Below are 19,379 nucleotides of genomic sequence, written 5' to 3'. Positions count from 1 at the left end.
CGACATCCACGAGTTTCTGCTGGAGAAGGGCATCAGGCTCGATGGCGTGAACGGCGTGCGCTACATGTACCACGACCCGTGCCACACGCCGATCAAGACGATCGACCCGGTCAAGCTCGTCAATCAGCTGATGGGTTCGGAGCACGACGGCTACAGGATCGAGAAGAACGATCGCTGCTGCGGCGAGTCGGGCACGCTGGCGGTTACGCGTCCCGACATCTCGACCCAGGTGCGTTTCCGCAAGGAAGAGGAAATCCGCAAGGGCGCGGCCAAGCTGCGCGGCATTCCGGTCGTGGCCGACGCGGGCGCGAACGCGCTCGACCCGGCCAATGCATCGGCCGGCGCGCCGAACGGCTCGGCGCTGACGGCCGGCGCCGCTCCGCAGCCTAATCACGGCAACGCGGGCGCGACCGACGTGAAGATCCTCACGAGCTGCCCGTCGTGCCTGCAAGGGCTGTCGCGCTACAACGAAGACGCGGGGACGGAAGCGGACTACATCGTGGTGGAAATGGCGCGCCACGTGCTCGGCGAGAACTGGATGGCGGATTACGTTCAACGGGCGAACAATGGCGGAATCGAGCGCGTGCTGGTTTAATGGCACGACCCACGATTTCTGCCGAGGACGACGATGGACTGCGTTTTTTGCCGTGAAGACGGTGGCGATGTGCTGTGGCAGGACGACTCGCTGCGGGTCGTCCTCGCCGACGAACACGATTACCCGGGCTTTTGCCGGGTGATCTGGAACGCGCACGTGGCCGAATTTTCGGACCTGTCGGCCAGCGAGCGCGACCGCGTGATGCAGGCGGTCTACGCGGTCGAGCGCGCGATCCGGCGCGTGATGCAGCCGGTGAAGGTGAACCTGGCGAGCCTCGGCAACCAGGTGCCGCATGTGCACTGGCATGTGATCCCGCGTTATTCGAACGACGCGCATTTTCCGCTGCCGATCTGGGCGCCGCGCCAGCGCACGGTGTCCGAAGCGATGCTGTCGTCGCGTCGCGCGCAGGCAACGCTGCTGCGCGAAGCGGTGCGGCAGGAAATCGAGCAGGCGCTCGGCTGAACCTCCCCGGGCGTGATTGACCGGTCGCCGCGCGAGGCTTATGCCCCAATGGGCGAAAGGCCGGCGCGGCCCGGCGTTTTCTATATGAGACCATGATGAGCGGATTGACTCCCGAGACCCCGGTGCCGACCGGCGTCGTCGTGCATTCGAAGTCGCGCGTGCTCGAATTGCAGTACGCGAACGGCGAATCGTATCGCCTGCCGTTCGAACTGCTGCGCGTGTATTCGCCGTCGGCGGAAGTGCAGGGCCACGGGCCCGGCCAGGAAACCTTGCAGACCGGCAAGCGCGACGTGACGATCACGATGATTGAAGGCGTCGGCAATTACGCGTTGCAGCCCACGTTCTCGGACGGCCATTCCACCGGCATTTATTCGTGGGATCTGCTGCATGACATGGCCGTGCGTCAGGATGAACTCTGGCGCGCGTATCTCGCCAGACTGGCGGCGGCCGGCGTCGATCGCGATACGCCGATGGTTCCGGCGGCGGCTGCGCACGGCCACTGTCACTGATACCATTCGCCCCGAACGCCGCGCGAGCGGCGCAACATTCAAGAACACGCGAAAGGACGAGCGCGATGAGCAAAACCCACTTCGGCTTTCAATCGGTCGACGAACAGGACAAGGCGCAGAAGGTGGCGGGGGTGTTCCACTCGGTGGCCGCCAACTACGACTTGATGAACGACCTGATGTCGGGCGGATTGCACCGCGCGTGGAAGATGTTCACGATCGCCCAGGCGAACGTGCGGCCGGGCTACCGGGTGCTCGACATCGCGGGCGGCACGGGCGACCTGTCGAAGGCGTTCGCGAAGCAGGCCGGCGAGAGCGGCGAGGTGTGGCACACCGACATCAACGAATCGATGCTGCGCGTGGGCCGCGACCGGCTGATCGACAAGGGCATCGTCACGCCGACGCTGCTCTGCGACGCCGAGAAAATTCCGTTTCCCGACAACTACTTCGACGTCGTGACCGTGGCGTTCGGCTTGCGCAACATGACCCACAAGGACGTCGCGCTCGCGGAAATGCGCCGTGTGCTGAAACCGGCCGGGCGGCTGCTCGTGCTGGAGTTCTCGAAGGTGTGGGACCCGCTCAAGAAGTTCTATGATCTCTACTCGTTCAAGGTGCTGCCGTGGCTCGGCGAGCGCTTCGCCAAAGACGCAGACAGCTACCAGTACCTGGCGGAATCGATCCGCATGCATCCAGACCAGGAAACTTTGAAAACGATGATGGAACAAGCCGGCCTCGATGGCGTCAAATATTACAATTTGTCAGCTGGCGTGGTAGCTTTACATGTGGGGACCAAGTACTAGGGTTCCTAACCCATCGATTTTTAAAGGAAATATGAAATGTCCGATTCGAATTTGTTATCTGCTCGTAAGGTTAAGGGGGCGCTGGCGAGAAGAATCGGACTGATCGCAATGGTCGGTCTGCTCGTGGCCGGCTCCCTCGCTTCCCTCGACGCGGAAGCGCGCCGCATGGGCGGCGGCCGCAGCATCGGCCGCCAATCGAATAGCCTGCAGCAACGTCAGACGCCGCCGCCGTCGCAACCGGCGCAGAGCAATCAGGCCACGCAGCAGCGTGCGCAACCGGCGCCCGCAACCACTCCTACACCGCCCGCCGCGCCGAACCGCAATCGTTGGCTCGGGCCGATCGCCGGTCTCGCGGCCGGCCTCGGCATCGCCGCGTTGCTGTCGCATTTCGGGCTCGGCGAGGCGTTCGCCGGCATGTTCGCCAACGTGATCGTGATCGCGCTGATCGCGATGGCCGTGATCTGGCTGATCCGCCGCTTTACCGGCCGCAAGCGCGATGCGTCGCAGCCGGCGTACGCGGGCACGGCGCCCTCGCTGAATGCCGGCAACACCGGCTACGCGCAGGAGCCGCGCTACAGTGCGCCGCCCGCCGGTTCATATCTCGAACCGCAAGGTAATCCGCTCGCTACGCCGTCTGTCGGCGCGGCGCCGTCGGTGCCGGCCGGCTTCGATACGGAAGCGTTCCTGCGTAACGCGAAGGTCTATTTCGTGCGCCTGCAGGCCGCATGGGACGTCGGCAACGTCGAGGACATCCGCGAATTCACGACGCCGGAAATGTTCGCCGAAGTGCGCGTCGATCTCGCGGCGCGCGGCACGCAGGCGAACCAGACCGACGTGGTGCAGCTGAATGCCGAACTGCTCGACATCGAGGAACGCGCGACCGAGTATTTCGCGAGCGTGCGCTTCTCCGGCCTGATTCGCGAGGAACCGGGCGCGGCGGCCGAGCCGTTCGTCGAGGTCTGGAATCTGTCGAAGGCACACCGTCCCGGCGAGGGCTGGCTGCTTGCCGGCATCCAGCAGGTCGAGCAGCACTGAGGCAACTGCGGGAGCACGGCGTCCCGCCGTCTCTCGACCAGGCCGGCGGCCGGCACGCCGCGCGCCGGCCAGTCGCATCACATTGGCCGTTCGGCCAGGCAGGCTGTGAAGCGAACGGACGTTACAATAGGAGCCCGCGCAAGCACCTCGCTCGCGCGGGTTTTTTCTTGCCACTTTCGATGACCCTTGCCGCCAAGCCCTTCGCTGCTGCTGTCAATCATCTGCTCGCCCGCGAATCGTGGGCCCGCGAGCGCCTCGCCCCTTATGCGGGCAAGACCGCCTGCCTGTCATGTCCGCCTGTCGTGCTGTCGCTGCTGGTGCAGCCGGACGGCTATCTGGGCACGCTCGGCGAGGCCGACGCGCCTCGCTTCGACGTGACGATCTCGGTGCCGTCCGACGCATTGCCGGCCTTCGTGCAAGGCGGTCAGGCCGCGGTGATGAAGCACGTGAAGATCGAGGGCGATGCCGAGTTCGCGACCGTGATCGCCAAGCTCGCCGAGCATCTGCGCTGGGAGCCCGAGGAAGACCTCGCGAAACTGATTGGCGACGGTCCGGCCTGGCGTATCGCCTCGCTCGTGCGTTCGGTCGGCGAGCACGTGCAGCGCACCGGCCGCAACCTGCTCGACACCGCCGCCGAGTATCTGCTCGACGAGAATCCGCAGCTGGTGCGCCGCGCCGCGCTCGACGACTTCAACGTCGAACTGGCGCGTGCGCGCGATGCCCTGGCGCGCGTCGAAAAACGTATCGAGCGTCTCGAACAGAAGGTCGAAGCCCGTGGCGCGCATGCGCCGGGCGCCGCCGCCACGTTGCGCGGCACGCGCTAGTCACCGGGCCACACCATGCGTTTTCTGCGTTTTCTCAAGATATTTTTCACGGTCATCCGCTTCGGCCTCGACGAAATGATGCTGAGCCGCATCAACGACCGGCGCGTGCGTCTGCTGCTGCGTATCACGACGATCGGCCGCAAGTTCGACGACCCGCCGGGCGTGCGTCTGCGGCTCGCGCTCGAAAGCCTCGGGCCGATCTTCGTCAAGTTCGGCCAGGTGTTGTCCACGCGCCGCGATCTGCTGCCGGTCGACATCGCCAACGAACTCGCGAAGCTGCAGGACCAGGTGCCGCCGTTCGATTCGGCGGTCGCGATCGGGATCGTCGAGAAGTCGCTCGGCGCGCCGGTCGACGAGCTGTTCGACGACTTCGAGCGGGTGCCGGTCGCGAGCGCGTCGATCGCGCAGGTTCACTTCGCCAAGGTGAAGGCCGGCCAGCATGCGGGCAAGGCCGTGGCGGTGAAGGTGCTGCGCCCGAACATGCTGCCGGTGATCGACTCTGACCTCGCGCTGCTGCGCGACATCGCCGTGTGGGCCGAGCGTCTGTGGGCCGACGGCAAGCGCCTGAAGCCGCGCGAGGTGGTCGCCGAATTCGACAAATACCTGCACGACGAACTCGACCTGATGCGCGAGGCAGCTAACGGCAGCCAGTTGCGGCGCAACTTTCAGGGGCTCGATCTGCTGCTCGTGCCGGAAATGTACTGGGAGTTCTGCACGCCCACGGTGCTGGTCATGGAGCGCATGATCGGCGTGCCGATCAGCCAGGTCGAGACGCTGCGGGCGGCCGGCGTCGACATTCCGAAGCTCGCGCGCGAAGGCGTCGAGATTTTCTTCACCCAGGTGTTCCGCGACGGCTTTTTCCACGCCGACATGCACCCGGGCAACATTCAGGTGAGTCTCGACCCGGCGCACTTCGGCCGCTATATCGCGCTCGACTTCGGCATCATCGGTGCGCTGTCGGACTTCGACAAGAACTACCTCGCGCAGAACTTCCTCGCGTTCTTCAAGCGCGACTACCACCGCGTCGCGACGCTGCATCTGGAGTCGGGCTGGGTGCCGCCGACGACGCGCGTCGAGGAACTCGAAAGCGCGATCCGCGCGGTGTGCGAGCCGTATTTCGATCGCGCGCTGAAGGACATTTCGCTCGGCCAGGTGCTGATGCGCCTGTTCTCCACGTCGCGGCGCTTCAACGTCGAAATCCAGCCGCAGCTGGTGCTGCTGCAGAAGACCATGCTGAACGTGGAAGGGCTGGGCCGTTCGCTCGATCCGGAACTGGACCTGTGGAAAACCGCGAAGCCCTATCTCGAACGCTGGATGAACGAGCAGATCGGCCTGCGCGGCTGGTTCGAGCGCCTGAAGATCGAGGCGCCGCAATGGAGCAAGACGCTGCCGCAGTTGCCGCGCCTCGTCCATAACATGCTCGCCGAGCGGCATCACCCGGCCGGTGGCGCGAACGACGACGTGATTCGCCAGATTCTGCTCGAGCAGAAGCGCACCAACCGTCTGCTGCAAGGCCTGCTGCTGTTCGGCGCGGCGGTCGGCGTCGGCGCGGTGCTGGCGCGGGCGTTTCTGGTGCTCGCCTATGGTGGATGAGGCGGCCGGCTGCCTGCCGCCGAGCGCACAACCCGTACGAGGCATTCGATGAGCGATCCGACCCAACCCCCCGTGCCCGATTTTTCGAGCCGCGATCCCAACTCGCCCGAGTTCTGGGACGAACGCTTCGAGCGCCGTTTCACGCCGTGGGATCAGGCGGGCGTGCCGGCGGCGTTCCGCGCGTTCGCCGCACGGCATCGCGACGCCGCGGTGCTGATTCCGGGCTGCGGCAGCGCGTACGAAGCGCTCTGGCTCGCCCAGCAGGGCAATCCGGTGCGCGCGATCGACTTCTCGCCGGCCGCCGTCGCGGCCGCGCGCGAGCAGTTGGGCGCGCAGCATGCGCAACTGGTCGAGCAGGCGGATTTCTTCGCCTACGAGCCGCCGTTCACGCCGGCATGGATTTATGAGCGCGCGTTTTTCTGCGCCTTGCCGCCCGCGCGCCGTGGCGACTACGTGCGCCGGATGGCCGAATTGCTGCCGGCCGGCGCGCTGCTCGCGGGGTTCTTTTTCATCGGCGCGACGCCGAAGGGGCCGCCGTTCGGCGTCGAGCGCGGCGAACTCGACGCGCTGCTCACGCCGCACTTCGAGCTGATCGAAGACGAGGCGGTGGCCGATTCGATCGCCGTATTCTCCGGACGTGAGCGCTGGCTCAACTGGCGGCGTCGCGCGTAAGGACGGACGCCGTGGCGCGCGCGGCACGGGCGCGCTCTTGAGAGTGTCGCGGGTCGCCCCCATCTGGCGCGATGGCGGCGCGCGGCGCGCATCGGCTCCCGAAATGCGGGGAGCGCTTACCGTTTGCGGCTATAATTCAAGGCTTTGCAAGCGTTTACAAGATTTCAGTAGGGATTTGGAGTAGGAAAGGATCATGCCGATCTACGCTTATCGTTGCGGGTCATGCGGCTTCGGGAAGGATGTGCTCCAGAAGATGAGCGATCCCCAGTTGACGCAGTGTCCCGAGTGTGGGAAAGACACGTTTAGCAAGCAGCTCACCGCCGCCGGCTTCCAGTTGAAGGGCTCCGGCTGGTACGTGACCGATTTTCGCGGCGGTAGCGGCGGCACGAGCGCGCCGGCTGCGTCGGAAGCCAACAATGCCGCCAAACCCGATGCGGCTCCGGCAACAGCCGCCGCATCGGCGGCCCCCGCGGCCTCTACGGCCGCAACCACCGCCGCTCCGGCCGCCGCGGCCGGCACGAGCGGCTCCGGCAACGCCTAGTGAGACTGCCGCCTTCGCGGGCGGCGCATCTACCGTGGGTCGGACTTCGACTCGCGTGGCTTTCTGGCGGTACACATGACGACGAAAAAAGCGACGCTCAAATCGGTGTTCCTGACCGGCCTGCTGGTGCTGGTGCCTCTGGCCATCACACTGTGGGTGCTCGGTCTGATCATCGGCACGATGGACCAGACGCTGCTCCTGCTGCCCACCTCCTGGCAGCCCGAGCGCGCGATCGGCTATCGCCTGCCCGGCCTCGGCGCGGTGCTTACGCTCGCGTTCATCTTTATCGTCGGGCTGTTGACGCAGAATTTCATCGGGCAGAAGCTCGTGAAGTGGTGGGAGCTGCTGGTCGCGCACATCCCGGTGGTCGGCCCGATCTACACGAGCGTCAAGCAGGTGTCCGACACGCTGCTCTCGAGCAGCGGCAACGCGTTCCGCAAGGCCCTGCTGATCGAGTATCCGCGCCGCGGTTCCTATACGATTGCGTTTCTGACCGGGATTCCGGGCGGCGACGTGGTCAATCACCTGAAAGAAGATTACGTCAGCGTCTATGTGCCGACTACGCCGAACCCGACGTCCGGCTTCTTCCTGATGGTGCCTAAAAGCGAAGTGATCGAGCTCGACATGACCGTCGACGCTGCGCTCAAGTACATCGTCTCGATGGGCGTCGTGGCGCCTTCCGCGCCGCCGCCGGCGCCCGTGCCCCGCACGACCGTCGAGCCTCCGCTGTAATGCCGGCGCGCAGAGTTTCAGGCAGTGTCCCACTGCGGCGCGCCGTTCAACCAATGCAAAACGAAAGACAAACATCATGTCGATGAGATCTCAATACTGCGGTCTGGTGACCGAAGAACTGCTGGGCCAATCCGTCTCGCTGTGCGGCTGGGTAAGCCGCCGCCGCGACCATGGCGGCGTCATCTTCATCGACCTGCGCGATCGCGAAGGGCTCGTTCAGGTCGTCTGCGACCCGGACCGCGCGGACATGTTCAAGGCCGCCGAAGGCGTGCGCAACGAGTTCTGCCTGCAGATCAAGGGTGTCGTGCGCAGCCGTCCTGAAGGCACGACCAATGCCGCGCTCAAGAGCGGCAAGATCGAAGTGCTGTGCCACGAGCTGATCGTGCTGAACGCCTCGGTCACGCCGCCGTTCCAGCTCGACGACGACAACCTCTCGGAAACCACGCGTCTCACGCACCGCGTGCTCGACCTGCGCCGCCCGCAGATGCAGCACAACCTGCGTCTGCGCTACCGCGTCGCGATCGAGGCGCGCAAGTATCTCGACGAGCAGGGCTTCATCGACATCGAAACGCCGATGCTGACCAAGAGCACGCCGGAAGGCGCGCGCGACTACCTCGTGCCGTCGCGTACGAACCCGGGCCAGTTCTTCGCGCTGCCGCAGTCGCCGCAGCTGTTCAAGCAGCTGCTGATGGTCGCGAACTTCGACCGCTACTACCAGATCGTCAAGTGCTTCCGCGACGAAGACCTGCGCGCCGACCGTCAGCCGGAATTCACGCAGATCGACTGCGAAACCTCGTTCCTGTCGGAACAGGAAATCCGCGATCTGTTCGAGGCGATGATCCGCCACGTGTTCAAGCAGACGATCGGCGTCGAGCTCGACGCGAAGTTCCCAGTCATGGAGTACTCGGAAGCAATGCGCCGCTTCGGCTCGGACAAGCCGGACCTGCGCGTGAAGCTCGAATTCACCGACCTGACCGACGCGGTCAAGGACGTCGACTTCAAGGTGTTCAGCACGCCGGCCAACACGAAGGACGGCCGCGTCGCGGCGCTGCGCGTGCCGAAGGGCGGCGAGCTTTCGCGCGGCGACATCGACAGCTACACGGAATTCGTGCGCATCTACGGCGCCAAGGGTCTCGCGTGGATCAAGGTCAACGAAGTGGCGAAGGGCCGTGACGGTCTGCAAAGCCCGATCGTCAAGAACCTGCACGACGAAGCGCTCAAGGCGATCGTCGAGCGCACCGGCGCGCAGGACGGCGACATCATCTTCTTCGCGGCCGATCGCGCGAAGGTCGTGAACGACAGCCTCGGCGCGCTGCGTCTGAAGATCGGTCATTCGGAGTTCGGCAAGGCCAACGGTCTCGTCGAAGCGGGCTGGAAGCCGCTGTGGGTGGTCGACTTCCCGATGTTCGAATACGACGAGGAAGACAACCGCTACGTGGCCGCGCATCACCCGTTCACGAGCCCGAAGGACGAGCATCTCGAATACCTCGAAACCGATCCGGCACGCTGCCTCGCGAAGGCTTACGACATGGTGCTGAACGGCTGGGAAATCGGCGGCGGCTCTGTGCGTATCCACCGCGAGGAAGTGCAGAGCAAGGTGTTCCGCGCGCTCAAGATCAATGCGGAAGAAGCGCAGGCCAAGTTCGGCTTCCTGCTCGACGCGCTGCAATACGGCGCGCCGCCGCACGGCGGTATCGCGTTCGGTCTGGACCGCATCGTCACGATGATGGCCGGCGCCGACTCGATCCGCGACGTGATCGCGTTCCCGAAGACGCAACGCGCGCAGTGTCTGCTCACGCAGGCGCCGAGCGAAGTCGACGAGCGCCAGCTGCGCGAGCTGCACATTCGTCTGCGTACGCCGGAGCCGAAGGCGTAAGCCGGGTCCGCATCGCGTGGGCCGCTCGCGGGCGGCCACGCAAGTCCTGTAAAAAAGGCGCTGAGGTGAATCACACCGCAGCGCCTTTTTGGTTTTTTGCGTTACAGTGAGGTCACCGCTTTCGAGGCACTTTCGACTGTCATCCGACATGTACCGCGCGCGTCGGCGCGCCCAGTTTTCAGATCATGCCGAAACCGCCGAAAATTCCGCACTCCGTGCTCGTCGTCATTCATACGCCCGCGCTCGACGTGCTGCTGATCGAGCGCGCCGATCATGCGGGGTTCTGGCAGTCGGTCACGGGCTCGAAAGACCGGCTCGACGAGCCGCTCGCCGAAACGGCGGTGCGCGAAGTCGGCGAGGAGACTGGCATCATGATCGGCGGCGCGCTCGTGCCGCATAGTGCGCTCGTCGACTGGCGCTACTCGATCGAATACGAGATTTATCCGGAATTCCGCCATCGCTACGAAGCGGGCGTGGTCCGCAACACCGAGCACTGGTTCAGCCTGCGGGTGCCTGGGCAGATCGACGTGACGCTTGCGCCGCGCGAGCACACCGCGTTTGTGTGGCTGCCGTATGAAGAAGCCGCCTCGCGCTGTTTTTCGTCCTCGAATGCCGATGCGATCCTGCAACTGCCACGCCGGCTTGCCGCGCATTCAGCCGGTTCACAGGCCGGGGAGCGTGGCCAGTGAGCGCAGGCGGCGCGGGCCGTTTCGCCCGACTGCGCCACACGCTGCTCGGCCGCCGTTACTGGCAGCGCTACCGCTTCACCAGTCACAACGAGGTCAGGCTGCTGCGCTCCGGCGACGAGTTCTTCAGCGCGCTGATCGCGCGCATCGACGCCGCGCAGCGCGACGTCATGCTCGAAACCTACATCTTCTGCGACGACGAAGCTGGCCAGGACGTCAACGAAGCGTTGCTGCGCGCTGCTGCGCGCGGTGTCAGGGTGCGCGTGATTACCGACGGCGTCGGCACTGCGCGTCTGAAGATGTTCGAGCCATGGCCGGCGGGCGGCATCGAGCATCGCATCTACAACCCGCATCTGTTCGGCCGCTTCGGCTTTTCGCGCACGCACCGCAAGCTCGCGGTGATCGACGATCAATACGCCTATTGCGGCGGCATCAATATCGTCGACGACTACGACAACAACGGCGAGAAGCTGCCGTACCGGCGCTGGGATTTTGCGGTCGAATTGCAGGGGCCTGTCGTTATCGATGTGCACGAAGCGTTCGAGGTGCAGTGGCGGCGCATTCGCGTCGGGCATCGGTCGCTCGAATCGATGAGGCCCGACCTCACGCCGCACGATACCGCTTCGCTCGGCAGTCTGCGGCGGCGTCGGCGGCGCCGCAACAAGGAGTTGTGGGCGGCCGGCGAGCCGTGCGTGGCTTTCGTCGCGCGCGACAACCTCATCAACCGCCGCGCGATCGAGAAGGCGTATCTGGCCGCGATCGGCCAGGCGCGCCGCGAAATCCTGCTGGCGAATCCGTACTTCATGCCGGGGCGCAAGCTGCGCCGCGCGCTCGTGGTCGCGGCGCGCCGCGGCGTGGTCGTGAAGCTGATCATCGGACGCAAGGAGTTCAAGGCGCTCGATTACGCGGTGCCGTTTCTTTATCACGCGTTGCTGCGCGCGGGCGTGCAGATCGCCGAATACGAGAAGACGCTGCTGCACGGCAAGGTCGCCGTGGTCGATTCGAGCTGGGGCACGGTGGGTTCGTCGAATCTCGACGCGCTGAGCCTGATGCTCAACAACGAGGCGAACGTCGTGCTCATCAACGATCCGTCGATCGCGGGCTTGCGCGAGGCGATTCTCGGCGCGTTCGCGGATGCGCGTCCCATCGACGAAGCGCACTACGACTCGCGTCCGGCGCGCGTGCGCGTGCTGAACTGGCTCGCGTACACGAGCTACCGCGTCGCGATGAAGCTGTTGACGGTGGGGGGCTACGACTAGCGCGCGGCTCGCTTGCTGCATCATGGCGACGGGCGGCGATGGTTGGAGAAGCGATAGAACAGGCACTGGAAGCAACAGACAGAAGCAACGGACAGAAAAAGCGGGCACGAAGGCAATCGACGAGGCGATCAAATGGAGAATCGAAGCGGCGATCGAGCAGCGAGACAGCCAGGCAGCGAGATGCGACAACCATCACGCCGGTTTGCTTGCAGGAATCCGGCAACGAGAACACGCATACGCTGATCGGCAACCCTCGTTTCAAGACAAACGCCTCTAAAAATCTGATTGATCTGATTGTCGAAAGCCGCAAAATTAGAACGCTGGTTAGACACCGGTTTCTAATAAAGTCCTTGTTTCGCGGACGGCAGCACTTAATAATAGTACGTCCGTTCGATTTTATTTCGATCACATTAGAACGGTAAGAACAGCTATGCGAAAAGGCGAACAAACGCGAGCGGCGATTCTCGATGCAGCACTCGATCTGGCAAGCCGTGACGGACTCGAAGGTCTCACCATCGGTTTGCTGGCCGAGCGTATGCAGATGAGCAAAAGCGGTGTGTTCGCGCATTTCGGGTCGCGCGAGGATCTGCAGGTCGAGGTCGTGCGCGAATATCACCGCCGTTTCGAAGACGAGGTGTTTTTCCCGAGTCTGCGCGAGCCCCGCGGTTTGCCGCGGTTGCGCGCGATGATTTCCCGCTGGATCGAGAAACGCATTCAGGAAGTCACGACCGGGTGCATCTATATCAGCGGCGCCGTCGAATACGACGATCGCGCGGATAGCCAGGTGCGCGAGCAACTGGTGTCGAGCGTGACGATCTGGCGTGCGGCGCTCACGCGCGCGATTTCGCAGGCAATGGACGAAGGGCATCTGCGTGCCGATACCGATCCGCAACTGATGCTGTTCGAACTGTATAGCGTCACGCTCGGCCTGCATCACGACGCGCGCTTCCTGCATCTGCCCGATGCGGTGCGTCTCACGTGGGCCGCGCTGGAAAAACTGATTGATTCGTATCAGAGCGAAAGCCGTTAGCCGCGTCGCCAGGACTTCCTGGAATCGCGCGGCGCAAGAGGTCCGTTCACGGACCCGGCCAACGGCCTGGCTTTTTGTCAAACTTGGGAGAGAGTCATGGGACAGTACGCCGCGCCGCTGCGCGACATGCAATTCGTGTTGCACGAATTGCTCAACGTCGAAGCCGAACTCCGGCAAATGCCGAAGCACGCCGATCTCGACGCCGACACGATCAACGCGGTGCTCGAGGAAGCCGGCAAGTTCTGCTCCGAAGTGCTGTTCCCGCTTAATCACAGCGGCGACCAGGAAGGCTGCACGTACGCCGGCGACGGCGTCGTGACCACGCCGAAGGGCTTCAAGGAAGCCTATGCGCAATACGTCAAAGCCGGCTGGCCGGCGCTCGGCTGCGATCCGGAATACGGCGGCCAGGGGTTGCCCGCGTTCGTCAACAACGCGCTCTACGAAATGCTGAACTCGGCGAATCAGGCGTGGACGATGTACCCGGGCCTCTCGCACGGCGCGTACGAATGTCTGCATGCGCATGGCACGCCCGAGTTGCAGCAGCGCTATCTGCCGAAGCTCGTCGCCGGCGTCTGGACCGGCACGATGTGTCTGACCGAGCCGCATTGCGGCACCGACCTCGGCATCCTGCGCACCAAGGCCGAGCCGAACAGCGACGGCTCGTATGCGATCAGCGGCACGAAGATTTTTATTTCGAGCGGCGAGCACGATCTGTCGGAAAACATCGTTCACCTCGTGCTCGCGCGTCTGCCCGATGCGCCGAAGGGCACCAAGGGCATATCGCTCTTCATCGTGCCGAAGTTCATCCCGAACGAAGCGGGCGAGCCCGGCGAGCGCAACGGCGTGAAGTGCGGCTCGATCGAGCACAAGATGGGTATCCACGGCAACGCGACCTGCGTGATCAATCTCGACAACGCGAAGGGCTGGCTCGTCGGCGAGCCGAACAAAGGCCTGAACGCGATGTTCGTGATGATGAATGCCGCGCGTCTCGGCGTCGGCATGCAGAGCCTCGGCCTCACCGAAGTCGCTTATCAGAATTCGCTCACGTACGCGAAAGAGCGTCTGCAGATGCGTTCGCTGACGGGCCCGAAGGCGCCTGAAAAAGCCGCCGATCCGATCATCGTGCATCCGGACGTGCGCCGCATGCTGCTCACGCAGAAGGCCTACGCCGAAGCCGGCCGCGCGTTCTCGTACTGGGCCGCGCTGCAGATCGACAAGGAGCTCTCGCACGCCGACGAAGCCGAGCGCAAGGAAGCCGCCGACCTCGTCGCGCTGCTCACGCCGATCCTGAAGGCGTTCCTCTCGGACAACGCCTTCGAAGGCACCAATCATGCGATGCAGATTTACGGCGGCCACGGCTTCATCGCCGAATGGGGCATGGAGCAGTACGTGCGCGATGCGCGCATCAACATGATCTACGAAGGCACCAACGGCATCCAGTCGCTCGACCTGCTCGGCCGCAAGGTGCTCGGCGACATGGGCGCGAAGATGAAGAAGTTCGGCAAGCTCGTCGCCGAATTCGTCGAGGCCGAAGGTATCAAGCCGGAAATGCAGGAGTTCGTGAACCCGCTCGCCGACATCGGCGAAAAGGTGCAGAAGCTGACGATGGAAATCGGCATGAAGGCGATGCAGAACCCCGACGAAGTCGGCGCCGCGGCCGTGCCGTATCTGCGCACGGTCGGCCATCTGGTGTTCTCGTACTTCTGGGCGCGCATGGCGCGTATCGCGCTCGACAGGGAAGCATCGGGCGATTCGTTCTACAAGGCGAAGCTCGCCACCGCGCGCTTCTACTTCGCCAGGCTGCTGCCCGAAACGGCGATGACGATCCGCCAGGCGCGCGCCGGTTCGAAGTCGATGATGGAAGTCGACGAAGCGTTGTTCTGACGCTCGCGCTGAAAACGAGCGAGGCGGGCGCGCGTGCCGGATGCGCGACGCCTCGTTCGAACTGCACGCGGGATGTATCGCAAAAAACAGCGAAAGACCCAGCTAAAGACCCACCGAGACAAACCTCGCGCGAAGCGCCGCTGAAGCTTCGCGACACCGCATCAATTCCCGGAGAAACGACGTGAGCAATCTGATCATTCGCAAGGTCGCCGTGCTCGGCGCCGGCGTGATGGGCGCACAGATCGCGGCGCACCTCATCAACGCCAAGGTGCCCGTGCTGCTGTTCGACCTGCCTGCCAAGGAAGGCCCGAAAAACGGCATCGCGCTGAAGGCGATCGAGAATCTGAAGAAGCTGTCGCCGGCGCCGTTCGGCGTGAAGGACGACGCGCAATACATCCAGCCGGCCAACTATGACGACGACATCGAAAAGCTCGCCGAATGCGACGTCGTGATCGAAGCGATCGCCGAACGCATGGACTGGAAGCACGACCTGTACAGGAAGGTTGCACCGCATATCGGCGCGAACGCGATCTTCGCGACCAACACCTCGGGCCTGTCGATCACGGCACTCTCCGAAGGTTTCGCGGACGACCTGAAGGCGCGCTTCTGCGGCGTGCACTTCTTCAATCCGCCGCGCTACATGCATCTGGTCGAGCTGATCCCGACCGCGACGACGCGCCCCGAAATTCTCGACCAGCTCGAAACGTTCCTGACCAGCGTGGTCGGCAAGGGCGTCGTGCGGGCGAAAGACACACCGAATTTCATCGCGAACCGCGTCGGCATTTTCTCGATCCTCGCGGTCATGACCGAGGCTGCGAAGTTCGGCCTGCGTTTCGACGAAGTGGACGACCTGACCGGCGCGCGCCTCGGCCGCGCGAAGTCGGCGACGTTCCGCACCGCCGACGTGGTCGGTCTCGACACGATGGCGCACGTCATCAAGACGATGCAGGACACGCTGCCCGACGACCCGTTCTTCCCGGTCTACGAAACGCCGGCCGTGCTGGCCGAACTCGTGAAGCAGGGCGCGCTCGGCCAGAAGACCGGCGCGGGCTTCTACCGCAAGGAAGGCAAGGCGATCAAGGTGCTCGACCCGAAGACGGGCGAGTACGTCGAGGGTGGTGCGAAGGCGGACGACATCGTCGGCCGCATTCTCAAGCGTCCCGCTGCCGAGCGTCTGAAGCTGCTGCGCGAAACGCAGCACCCGCAGGCGCAGTTCCTGTGGTCGATCTTCCGCGACGTCTATCACTACATCGCCGTGCATCTGGAGTCGATCGCGGATAACGCGCGCGACGTCGACCTCGCGATCCGCTGGGGCTTCGGCTGGAACGAAGGCCCGTTCGAAGGCTGGCAGACGGCCGGCTGGAAGCAGGTTGCCGAGTGGGTGCAGGAAGACATCGCGGCGGGCAAGGGGCTCGCCAACGTGCCGCTGCCGTCGTGGGTGCTCGAAGGCGCGGTCGCCGAAAAGGGCGGCGTGCATACGGCCGAAGGTTCGTGGTCGCCGGCCACGCAGAGCTTCGTGCCGCGCTCGTCGCTCGACGTGTACAGGAGGCAGGTGTTCCGCGCGCCGCTCGTCGGCGAAACCGGCGCCGATCCGAAGACCTACGGCAAGACGCTGTTCGAGACCGAGGCGGTGCGCGCATGGGTCGACGACCGCGCGGGCGAGAACGACGTCCTGATCCTCTCGTTCAAGAGCAAGATGAACACGATCGGACCGTCGGTGATCGACGGCATCGTGCAGGCGATCGAACTGGCCGAGCAGGACTACAAGGGCCTCGTCGTGTGGCAGCCGACCTCGCTGAAACTCGGCACGCCGGGCGGTCCGTTCTCGGCGGGCGCGAATCTCGAAGAAGCGATGCCCGCGTTCATGATGGGCGGTGCGAAGGGTATCGAGCCGTTCGTGAAGAAATTCCAGCAGGGCATGCTGCGCGTGAAGTACGCGAACGTGCCGGTCATTGCGGCGATCTCGGGCATCGCGCTCGGCGGCGGCTGCGAGCTTGCGCTGCATAGCGCGAAACGGGTCGCGCACATCGAGAGCTATATGGGGCTCGTCGAAGTCGGCGTGGGTCTCGTGCCGGCAGGCGGCGGTCTGAAGGAAGCGGCGTTGCGCGCGGCCGAAGCGGCAAGCCAGGTCGGCGCGACCAGCGATCTGCTGAAGTTCCTGCAGAAATCGTTCGAAAACGCGGCGATGGCGAAGGTCTCGGCTTCCGCGCTCGACGCCCGCGCGATGGGCTATCTGAAGCCGTCCGACACGATCGTCTTCAACGTGTTCGAACTGCTCGACGTGGCGAAGAAGGAAGCGCGCGCGTTGGCCGCATCCGGTTACCGTGCGCCGCTGCGCGCGACTCAGGTGCCGGTCGCGGGCCGCTCGGCGATCTCGACGATCAAAGCCTCGCTCGTCAACATGCGCGACGGCCGTTTCATCAGCGAGCACGATTTCCTGATCGCGAGCCGCATCGCCGAGGCGGTGTGCGGCGGCGACGTCGAAGCGGGCAGCCTCGTCGACGAGGAATGGCTGCTGCAACTCGAACGGCGCGCGTTCGTCGACCTGCTCGGCACGCAGAAGACGCAGGAACGGATCATGGGCATGCTGCAGACCGGCAAGCCGGTGCGCAATTAAGCGGAGAATCACACATGGCAAAGCAATTGCAAGACGCATATATCGTCGCCGCGAGCCGCACGCCGATCGGCAAGGCGCCGCGCGGCATGTTCCGCAACACGCGCCCGGACGAACTGCTCGTCCACGCGATCAGGTCGGCCGTGGCGCAGGTGCCCGGCCTCGACACCGGCGTGATCGAAGACGCGATCGTCGGCTGCGCGATTCCCGAAGCGGAGCAGGGCCTCAACGTCGCGCGGATCGGCGCGCTGCTCGCCGGCCTGCCGAACACGGTCGGCGGCGTCACGGTGAACCGCTTCTGCGCCTCGGGGCTGACCGCGCTCGCGATGGCCGCGGACCGCATCCGCGTCGGCGAGGCGGACGCGATGATCGCGGGCGGCTGCGAATCGATGAGCATGGTGCCGATGATGGGCAACAAGCCGTCGCTGTCGCCGCATATCTTCGATCGCAGCGAAGACGTCGGCATCGCGTACGGCATGGGCCTGACCGCCGAGAAGGTCGCCGAGCGCTGGAAGATCAGCCGCGAAGCACAGGACGCGTTCTCGGTCGAATCGCATCGCCGCGCGATCGCCGCGCAGCAGGCCGGCGAATTCAACGACGAGATCGCTGCCTACACGATCACCGAGCGCTTGCCTGATCTCGCCACCGGCGAAGTCAGCGTGAAGACGCGCGAGGTTGCGCTCGACGAAGGTCCGCGCGCGGATACCTCGATGGAAGGGCTCGCGAAGCTGCGCGCGGTGTTCGCGAACAAGGGCTCGGTCACGGCCGGCAATAGCTCGCAGACCTCGGACGGCGCGGGCGCGCTGATCGTCGTATCGGAAAAGATCCTCAAGCAGTTCAACCTGACGCCGCTCGCGCGCTTCGTCAGCTTCGCGGTGCGCGGCGTGCCGCCGGAAATCATGGGCATCGGCCCGAAGGAAGCGATTCCGGCCGCGCTGAAGGCCGCGGGCCTGAAGCAGGACGACCTCGACTGGATCGAGCTGAACGAAGCGTTTGCCGCGCAATCGCTCGCGGTGATCCAGGACCTCGGCCTCGACACCTCGAAGATCAATCCGCTCGGCGGCGCGATCGCCTTGGGCCACCCGCTCGGCGCGACGGGCGCGATCCGTGCGGCGACCGTGGTGCACGGCCTGCGCCGCCGCAACTACAAGTACGGCATGGTGACGATGTGCGTCGGCACCGGCATGGGCGCGGCGGGCATCATCGAGCGGCTGTAAGCGGGTGATCCTCGCAGTGATCCACCCCATGACTCACGCGGTGCACCACTAGCCGCGCAACGGTTCGCAGGCCGCGAGGCTTGCGGACCGTTTTTACATTCGGCAGGACCGAAAGGAGATGAACGGGATGACGACGGATATTCTGGTCGAGCGCGCCGACGCGGTGCTGACGATCGCTTTCAACCGGCCCGGCAGGAAGAACGCGATCACGGCCGCGATGTATCAGACGATGGCCGATGCGCTTGTCGAGGCGCAGCGCGACGCGTCGGTGCGCGCGATCCTGGTGCGCGGCAGCGCCGGCATTTTCAGCGCCGGCAACGATCTCGACGATTTCATGAAGACGCCGCCGATGGGCGAGAACGCGCCGGTGTTCCAGTTCCTGCGCGCGATCAGCTCGGCGGAGAAACCGGTGGTGGCATCGGTCGCGGGGCCGGCGGTGGGCATCGGCACGACGCTGCTGCTGCACTGCGATCTCGTCTATGCGGCCGATACCGCGAGCTTCTCGCTGCCGTTCACGCAGCTCGGGCTGTGTCCGGAAGCGGCGTCGAGCCTGCTGCTGCCGCGCGTGGGCGGCTATCAGGCGGCGGCGGAAAAACTGCTGCTCGGCGAGGCGTTCGACGCGGCCGAGGCGCACCGCATGGGCTTCGTCAATCGCGTGCTGCCGGCCGGCGAGGTCGATGCGTTCGCGGCGGCGCAGGCCGCGAAGCTGGCGGCGCTGCCGGCTTCGTCGCTGCGCGTGACGAAGAGTTTGATGAAGCACGCGAGCCGCCAGGAACTGCAAACGCAGATGAGCGAGGAGGCCGTGCACTTCGGCAAGATGCTGCTCGCGCCCGAAGCACGCGAGGCGTTCAAGGCGTTCTTCGAGAAGCGCAAGCCGGATTTCCGGCAGTTCGATTGAGGCGGGGGCGGCATACATGGCACCGCGCCGCGCCGGGTTGGCGGTGCCGGCCGTTGCGGCTCATAGTCGCTTTATTGCCGCTTTATTGCTTTATCGCTTCGATCGGCCTTGCCCCGCTGGCGCGCGGTGTGCCGTAGTTGAGGCGGCGTAAGTCG

At 64.9% G+C, this 19,379-nt stretch carries 18 protein-coding genes; all 18 read left to right on the top strand.

Going from position 1 to position 19,379, the window contains the following annotated elements; genetic code table 11:
• Positions 1-595: DUF3400 domain-containing protein (locus GXB81_RS21800; RefSeq protein ID WP_205990295.1), on the top strand; the 595-nt coding region annotated here is incomplete at its 5' end.
• A gap of 33 nt (positions 596-628) precedes the next feature.
• On the top strand, positions 629-1,057 hold the full coding sequence (locus GXB81_RS21795; RefSeq protein WP_167035791.1) for an HIT family protein: 429 nt from the start codon (positions 629-631) through the stop codon (positions 1,055-1,057).
• A gap of 95 nt (positions 1,058-1,152) precedes the next feature.
• On the top strand, positions 1,153-1,566 hold the full coding sequence (locus GXB81_RS21790) for a DUF971 domain-containing protein (RefSeq protein ID WP_167035794.1): 414 nt from the start codon (positions 1,153-1,155) through the stop codon (positions 1,564-1,566).
• A 65-nt stretch (positions 1,567-1,631) separates the two neighbouring features.
• The gene (ubiE, locus tag GXB81_RS21785; RefSeq protein ID WP_167035797.1) at positions 1,632-2,363 is read left to right on the top strand and encodes a bifunctional demethylmenaquinone methyltransferase/2-methoxy-6-polyprenyl-1,4-benzoquinol methylase UbiE; all 732 of its coding nucleotides are present in this window, start codon (positions 1,632-1,634) and stop codon (positions 2,361-2,363) included.
• Between the two features lie 36 nt (positions 2,364-2,399).
• A complete protein-coding gene (locus GXB81_RS21780; protein WP_167035800.1) occupies positions 2,400-3,398 on the top strand; it encodes a TIM44-like domain-containing protein in 999 nt (332 codons plus the stop codon).
• Positions 3,399-3,577: 179 nt separating this feature from the next.
• Entirely contained in the window at positions 3,578-4,222 is a 645-nt protein-coding gene (locus GXB81_RS21775) for an SCP2 sterol-binding domain-containing protein (RefSeq protein ID WP_167035803.1), read from the top strand.
• Between the two features lie 15 nt (positions 4,223-4,237).
• Entirely contained in the window at positions 4,238-5,815 is a 1,578-nt protein-coding gene (gene ubiB, locus GXB81_RS21770; protein ID WP_167035806.1) for a ubiquinone biosynthesis regulatory protein kinase UbiB, read from the top strand.
• A gap of 48 nt (positions 5,816-5,863) precedes the next feature.
• Positions 5,864-6,487, top strand: coding sequence for a methyltransferase domain-containing protein (locus tag GXB81_RS21765; protein WP_205990294.1), 624 nt, complete (start codon positions 5,864-5,866; stop codon positions 6,485-6,487).
• A gap of 193 nt (positions 6,488-6,680) precedes the next feature.
• Positions 6,681-7,028: an FmdB family zinc ribbon protein gene (locus GXB81_RS21760; protein WP_205990293.1), complete on the top strand. Its 348-nt coding sequence runs from the start codon at positions 6,681-6,683 to the stop codon at positions 7,026-7,028.
• Positions 7,029-7,103: 75 nt separating this feature from the next.
• Positions 7,104-7,760 (top strand): DUF502 domain-containing protein, encoded by a 657-nt coding sequence (locus GXB81_RS21755; RefSeq protein WP_167035815.1) that lies wholly within the window; start codon positions 7,104-7,106, stop codon positions 7,758-7,760.
• A gap of 76 nt (positions 7,761-7,836) precedes the next feature.
• A complete protein-coding gene (aspS, locus tag GXB81_RS21750; RefSeq protein ID WP_167035818.1) occupies positions 7,837-9,636 on the top strand; it encodes an aspartate--tRNA ligase in 1,800 nt (599 codons plus the stop codon).
• A gap of 185 nt (positions 9,637-9,821) precedes the next feature.
• Positions 9,822-10,325 (top strand): dihydroneopterin triphosphate diphosphatase, encoded by a 504-nt coding sequence (nudB, locus tag GXB81_RS21745; protein WP_167035820.1) that lies wholly within the window; start codon positions 9,822-9,824, stop codon positions 10,323-10,325.
• A 29-nt stretch (positions 10,326-10,354) separates the two neighbouring features.
• A complete protein-coding gene (clsB, locus tag GXB81_RS21740; protein WP_241016469.1) occupies positions 10,355-11,581 on the top strand; it encodes a cardiolipin synthase ClsB in 1,227 nt (408 codons plus the stop codon).
• A gap of 430 nt (positions 11,582-12,011) precedes the next feature.
• Positions 12,012-12,611: a TetR/AcrR family transcriptional regulator gene (locus GXB81_RS21735; protein WP_167035826.1), complete on the top strand. Its 600-nt coding sequence runs from the start codon at positions 12,012-12,014 to the stop codon at positions 12,609-12,611.
• A gap of 96 nt (positions 12,612-12,707) precedes the next feature.
• Positions 12,708-14,495, top strand: coding sequence for an acyl-CoA dehydrogenase C-terminal domain-containing protein (locus GXB81_RS21730; RefSeq protein WP_205990291.1), 1,788 nt, complete (start codon positions 12,708-12,710; stop codon positions 14,493-14,495).
• Positions 14,496-14,676: 181 nt separating this feature from the next.
• On the top strand, positions 14,677-17,112 hold the full coding sequence (locus tag GXB81_RS21725; RefSeq protein WP_205990290.1) for a 3-hydroxyacyl-CoA dehydrogenase/enoyl-CoA hydratase family protein: 2,436 nt from the start codon (positions 14,677-14,679) through the stop codon (positions 17,110-17,112).
• A gap of 14 nt (positions 17,113-17,126) precedes the next feature.
• Positions 17,127-18,326, top strand: coding sequence for an acetyl-CoA C-acyltransferase (locus tag GXB81_RS21720; protein ID WP_167035835.1), 1,200 nt, complete (start codon positions 17,127-17,129; stop codon positions 18,324-18,326).
• A gap of 127 nt (positions 18,327-18,453) precedes the next feature.
• Positions 18,454-19,224, top strand: a complete 771-nt coding sequence (locus tag GXB81_RS21715) for an enoyl-CoA hydratase (protein WP_205990289.1) — start codon at positions 18,454-18,456, stop codon at positions 19,222-19,224.
• The last annotated feature ends 155 nt before the right edge of the window (positions 19,225-19,379 follow it).

The sequence above is a fragment of the Paraburkholderia sp. Ac-20336 genome (assembly GCF_017105025.1).
In the GTDB taxonomy this organism is placed as follows: domain Bacteria; phylum Pseudomonadota; class Gammaproteobacteria; order Burkholderiales; family Burkholderiaceae; genus Paraburkholderia.
Note: the sequence above shows the minus strand (reverse complement) of the source record. Positions and strands in the feature narration are given on the sequence as shown.

Coding starts and splice junctions, on each gene's coding strand:
- aspS (WP_167035818.1), top strand. CDS start 7,837: ATGTCGATGAGATCTCAATACTGCGGTCTGGTGACCGAAGAACTGCTG.
- GXB81_RS21760 (WP_205990293.1), top strand. CDS start 6,681: ATGCCGATCTACGCTTATCGTTGCGGGTCATGCGGCTTCGGGAAGGAT.
- nudB (WP_167035820.1), top strand. CDS start 9,822: ATGCCGAAACCGCCGAAAATTCCGCACTCCGTGCTCGTCGTCATTCAT.
- GXB81_RS21730 (WP_205990291.1), top strand. CDS start 12,708: ATGGGACAGTACGCCGCGCCGCTGCGCGACATGCAATTCGTGTTGCAC.
- GXB81_RS21780 (WP_167035800.1), top strand. CDS start 2,400: ATGTCCGATTCGAATTTGTTATCTGCTCGTAAGGTTAAGGGGGCGCTG.
- GXB81_RS21765 (WP_205990294.1), top strand. CDS start 5,864: ATGAGCGATCCGACCCAACCCCCCGTGCCCGATTTTTCGAGCCGCGAT.
- GXB81_RS21755 (WP_167035815.1), top strand. CDS start 7,104: ATGACGACGAAAAAAGCGACGCTCAAATCGGTGTTCCTGACCGGCCTG.
- GXB81_RS21720 (WP_167035835.1), top strand. CDS start 17,127: ATGGCAAAGCAATTGCAAGACGCATATATCGTCGCCGCGAGCCGCACG.
- ubiE (WP_167035797.1), top strand. CDS start 1,632: ATGAGCAAAACCCACTTCGGCTTTCAATCGGTCGACGAACAGGACAAG.
- GXB81_RS21790 (WP_167035794.1), top strand. CDS start 1,153: ATGAGCGGATTGACTCCCGAGACCCCGGTGCCGACCGGCGTCGTCGTG.
- GXB81_RS21715 (WP_205990289.1), top strand. CDS start 18,454: ATGACGACGGATATTCTGGTCGAGCGCGCCGACGCGGTGCTGACGATC.
- GXB81_RS21775 (WP_167035803.1), top strand. CDS start 3,578: ATGACCCTTGCCGCCAAGCCCTTCGCTGCTGCTGTCAATCATCTGCTC.
- GXB81_RS21735 (WP_167035826.1), top strand. CDS start 12,012: ATGCGAAAAGGCGAACAAACGCGAGCGGCGATTCTCGATGCAGCACTC.
- GXB81_RS21795 (WP_167035791.1), top strand. CDS start 629: ATGGACTGCGTTTTTTGCCGTGAAGACGGTGGCGATGTGCTGTGGCAG.
- ubiB (WP_167035806.1), top strand. CDS start 4,238: ATGCGTTTTCTGCGTTTTCTCAAGATATTTTTCACGGTCATCCGCTTC.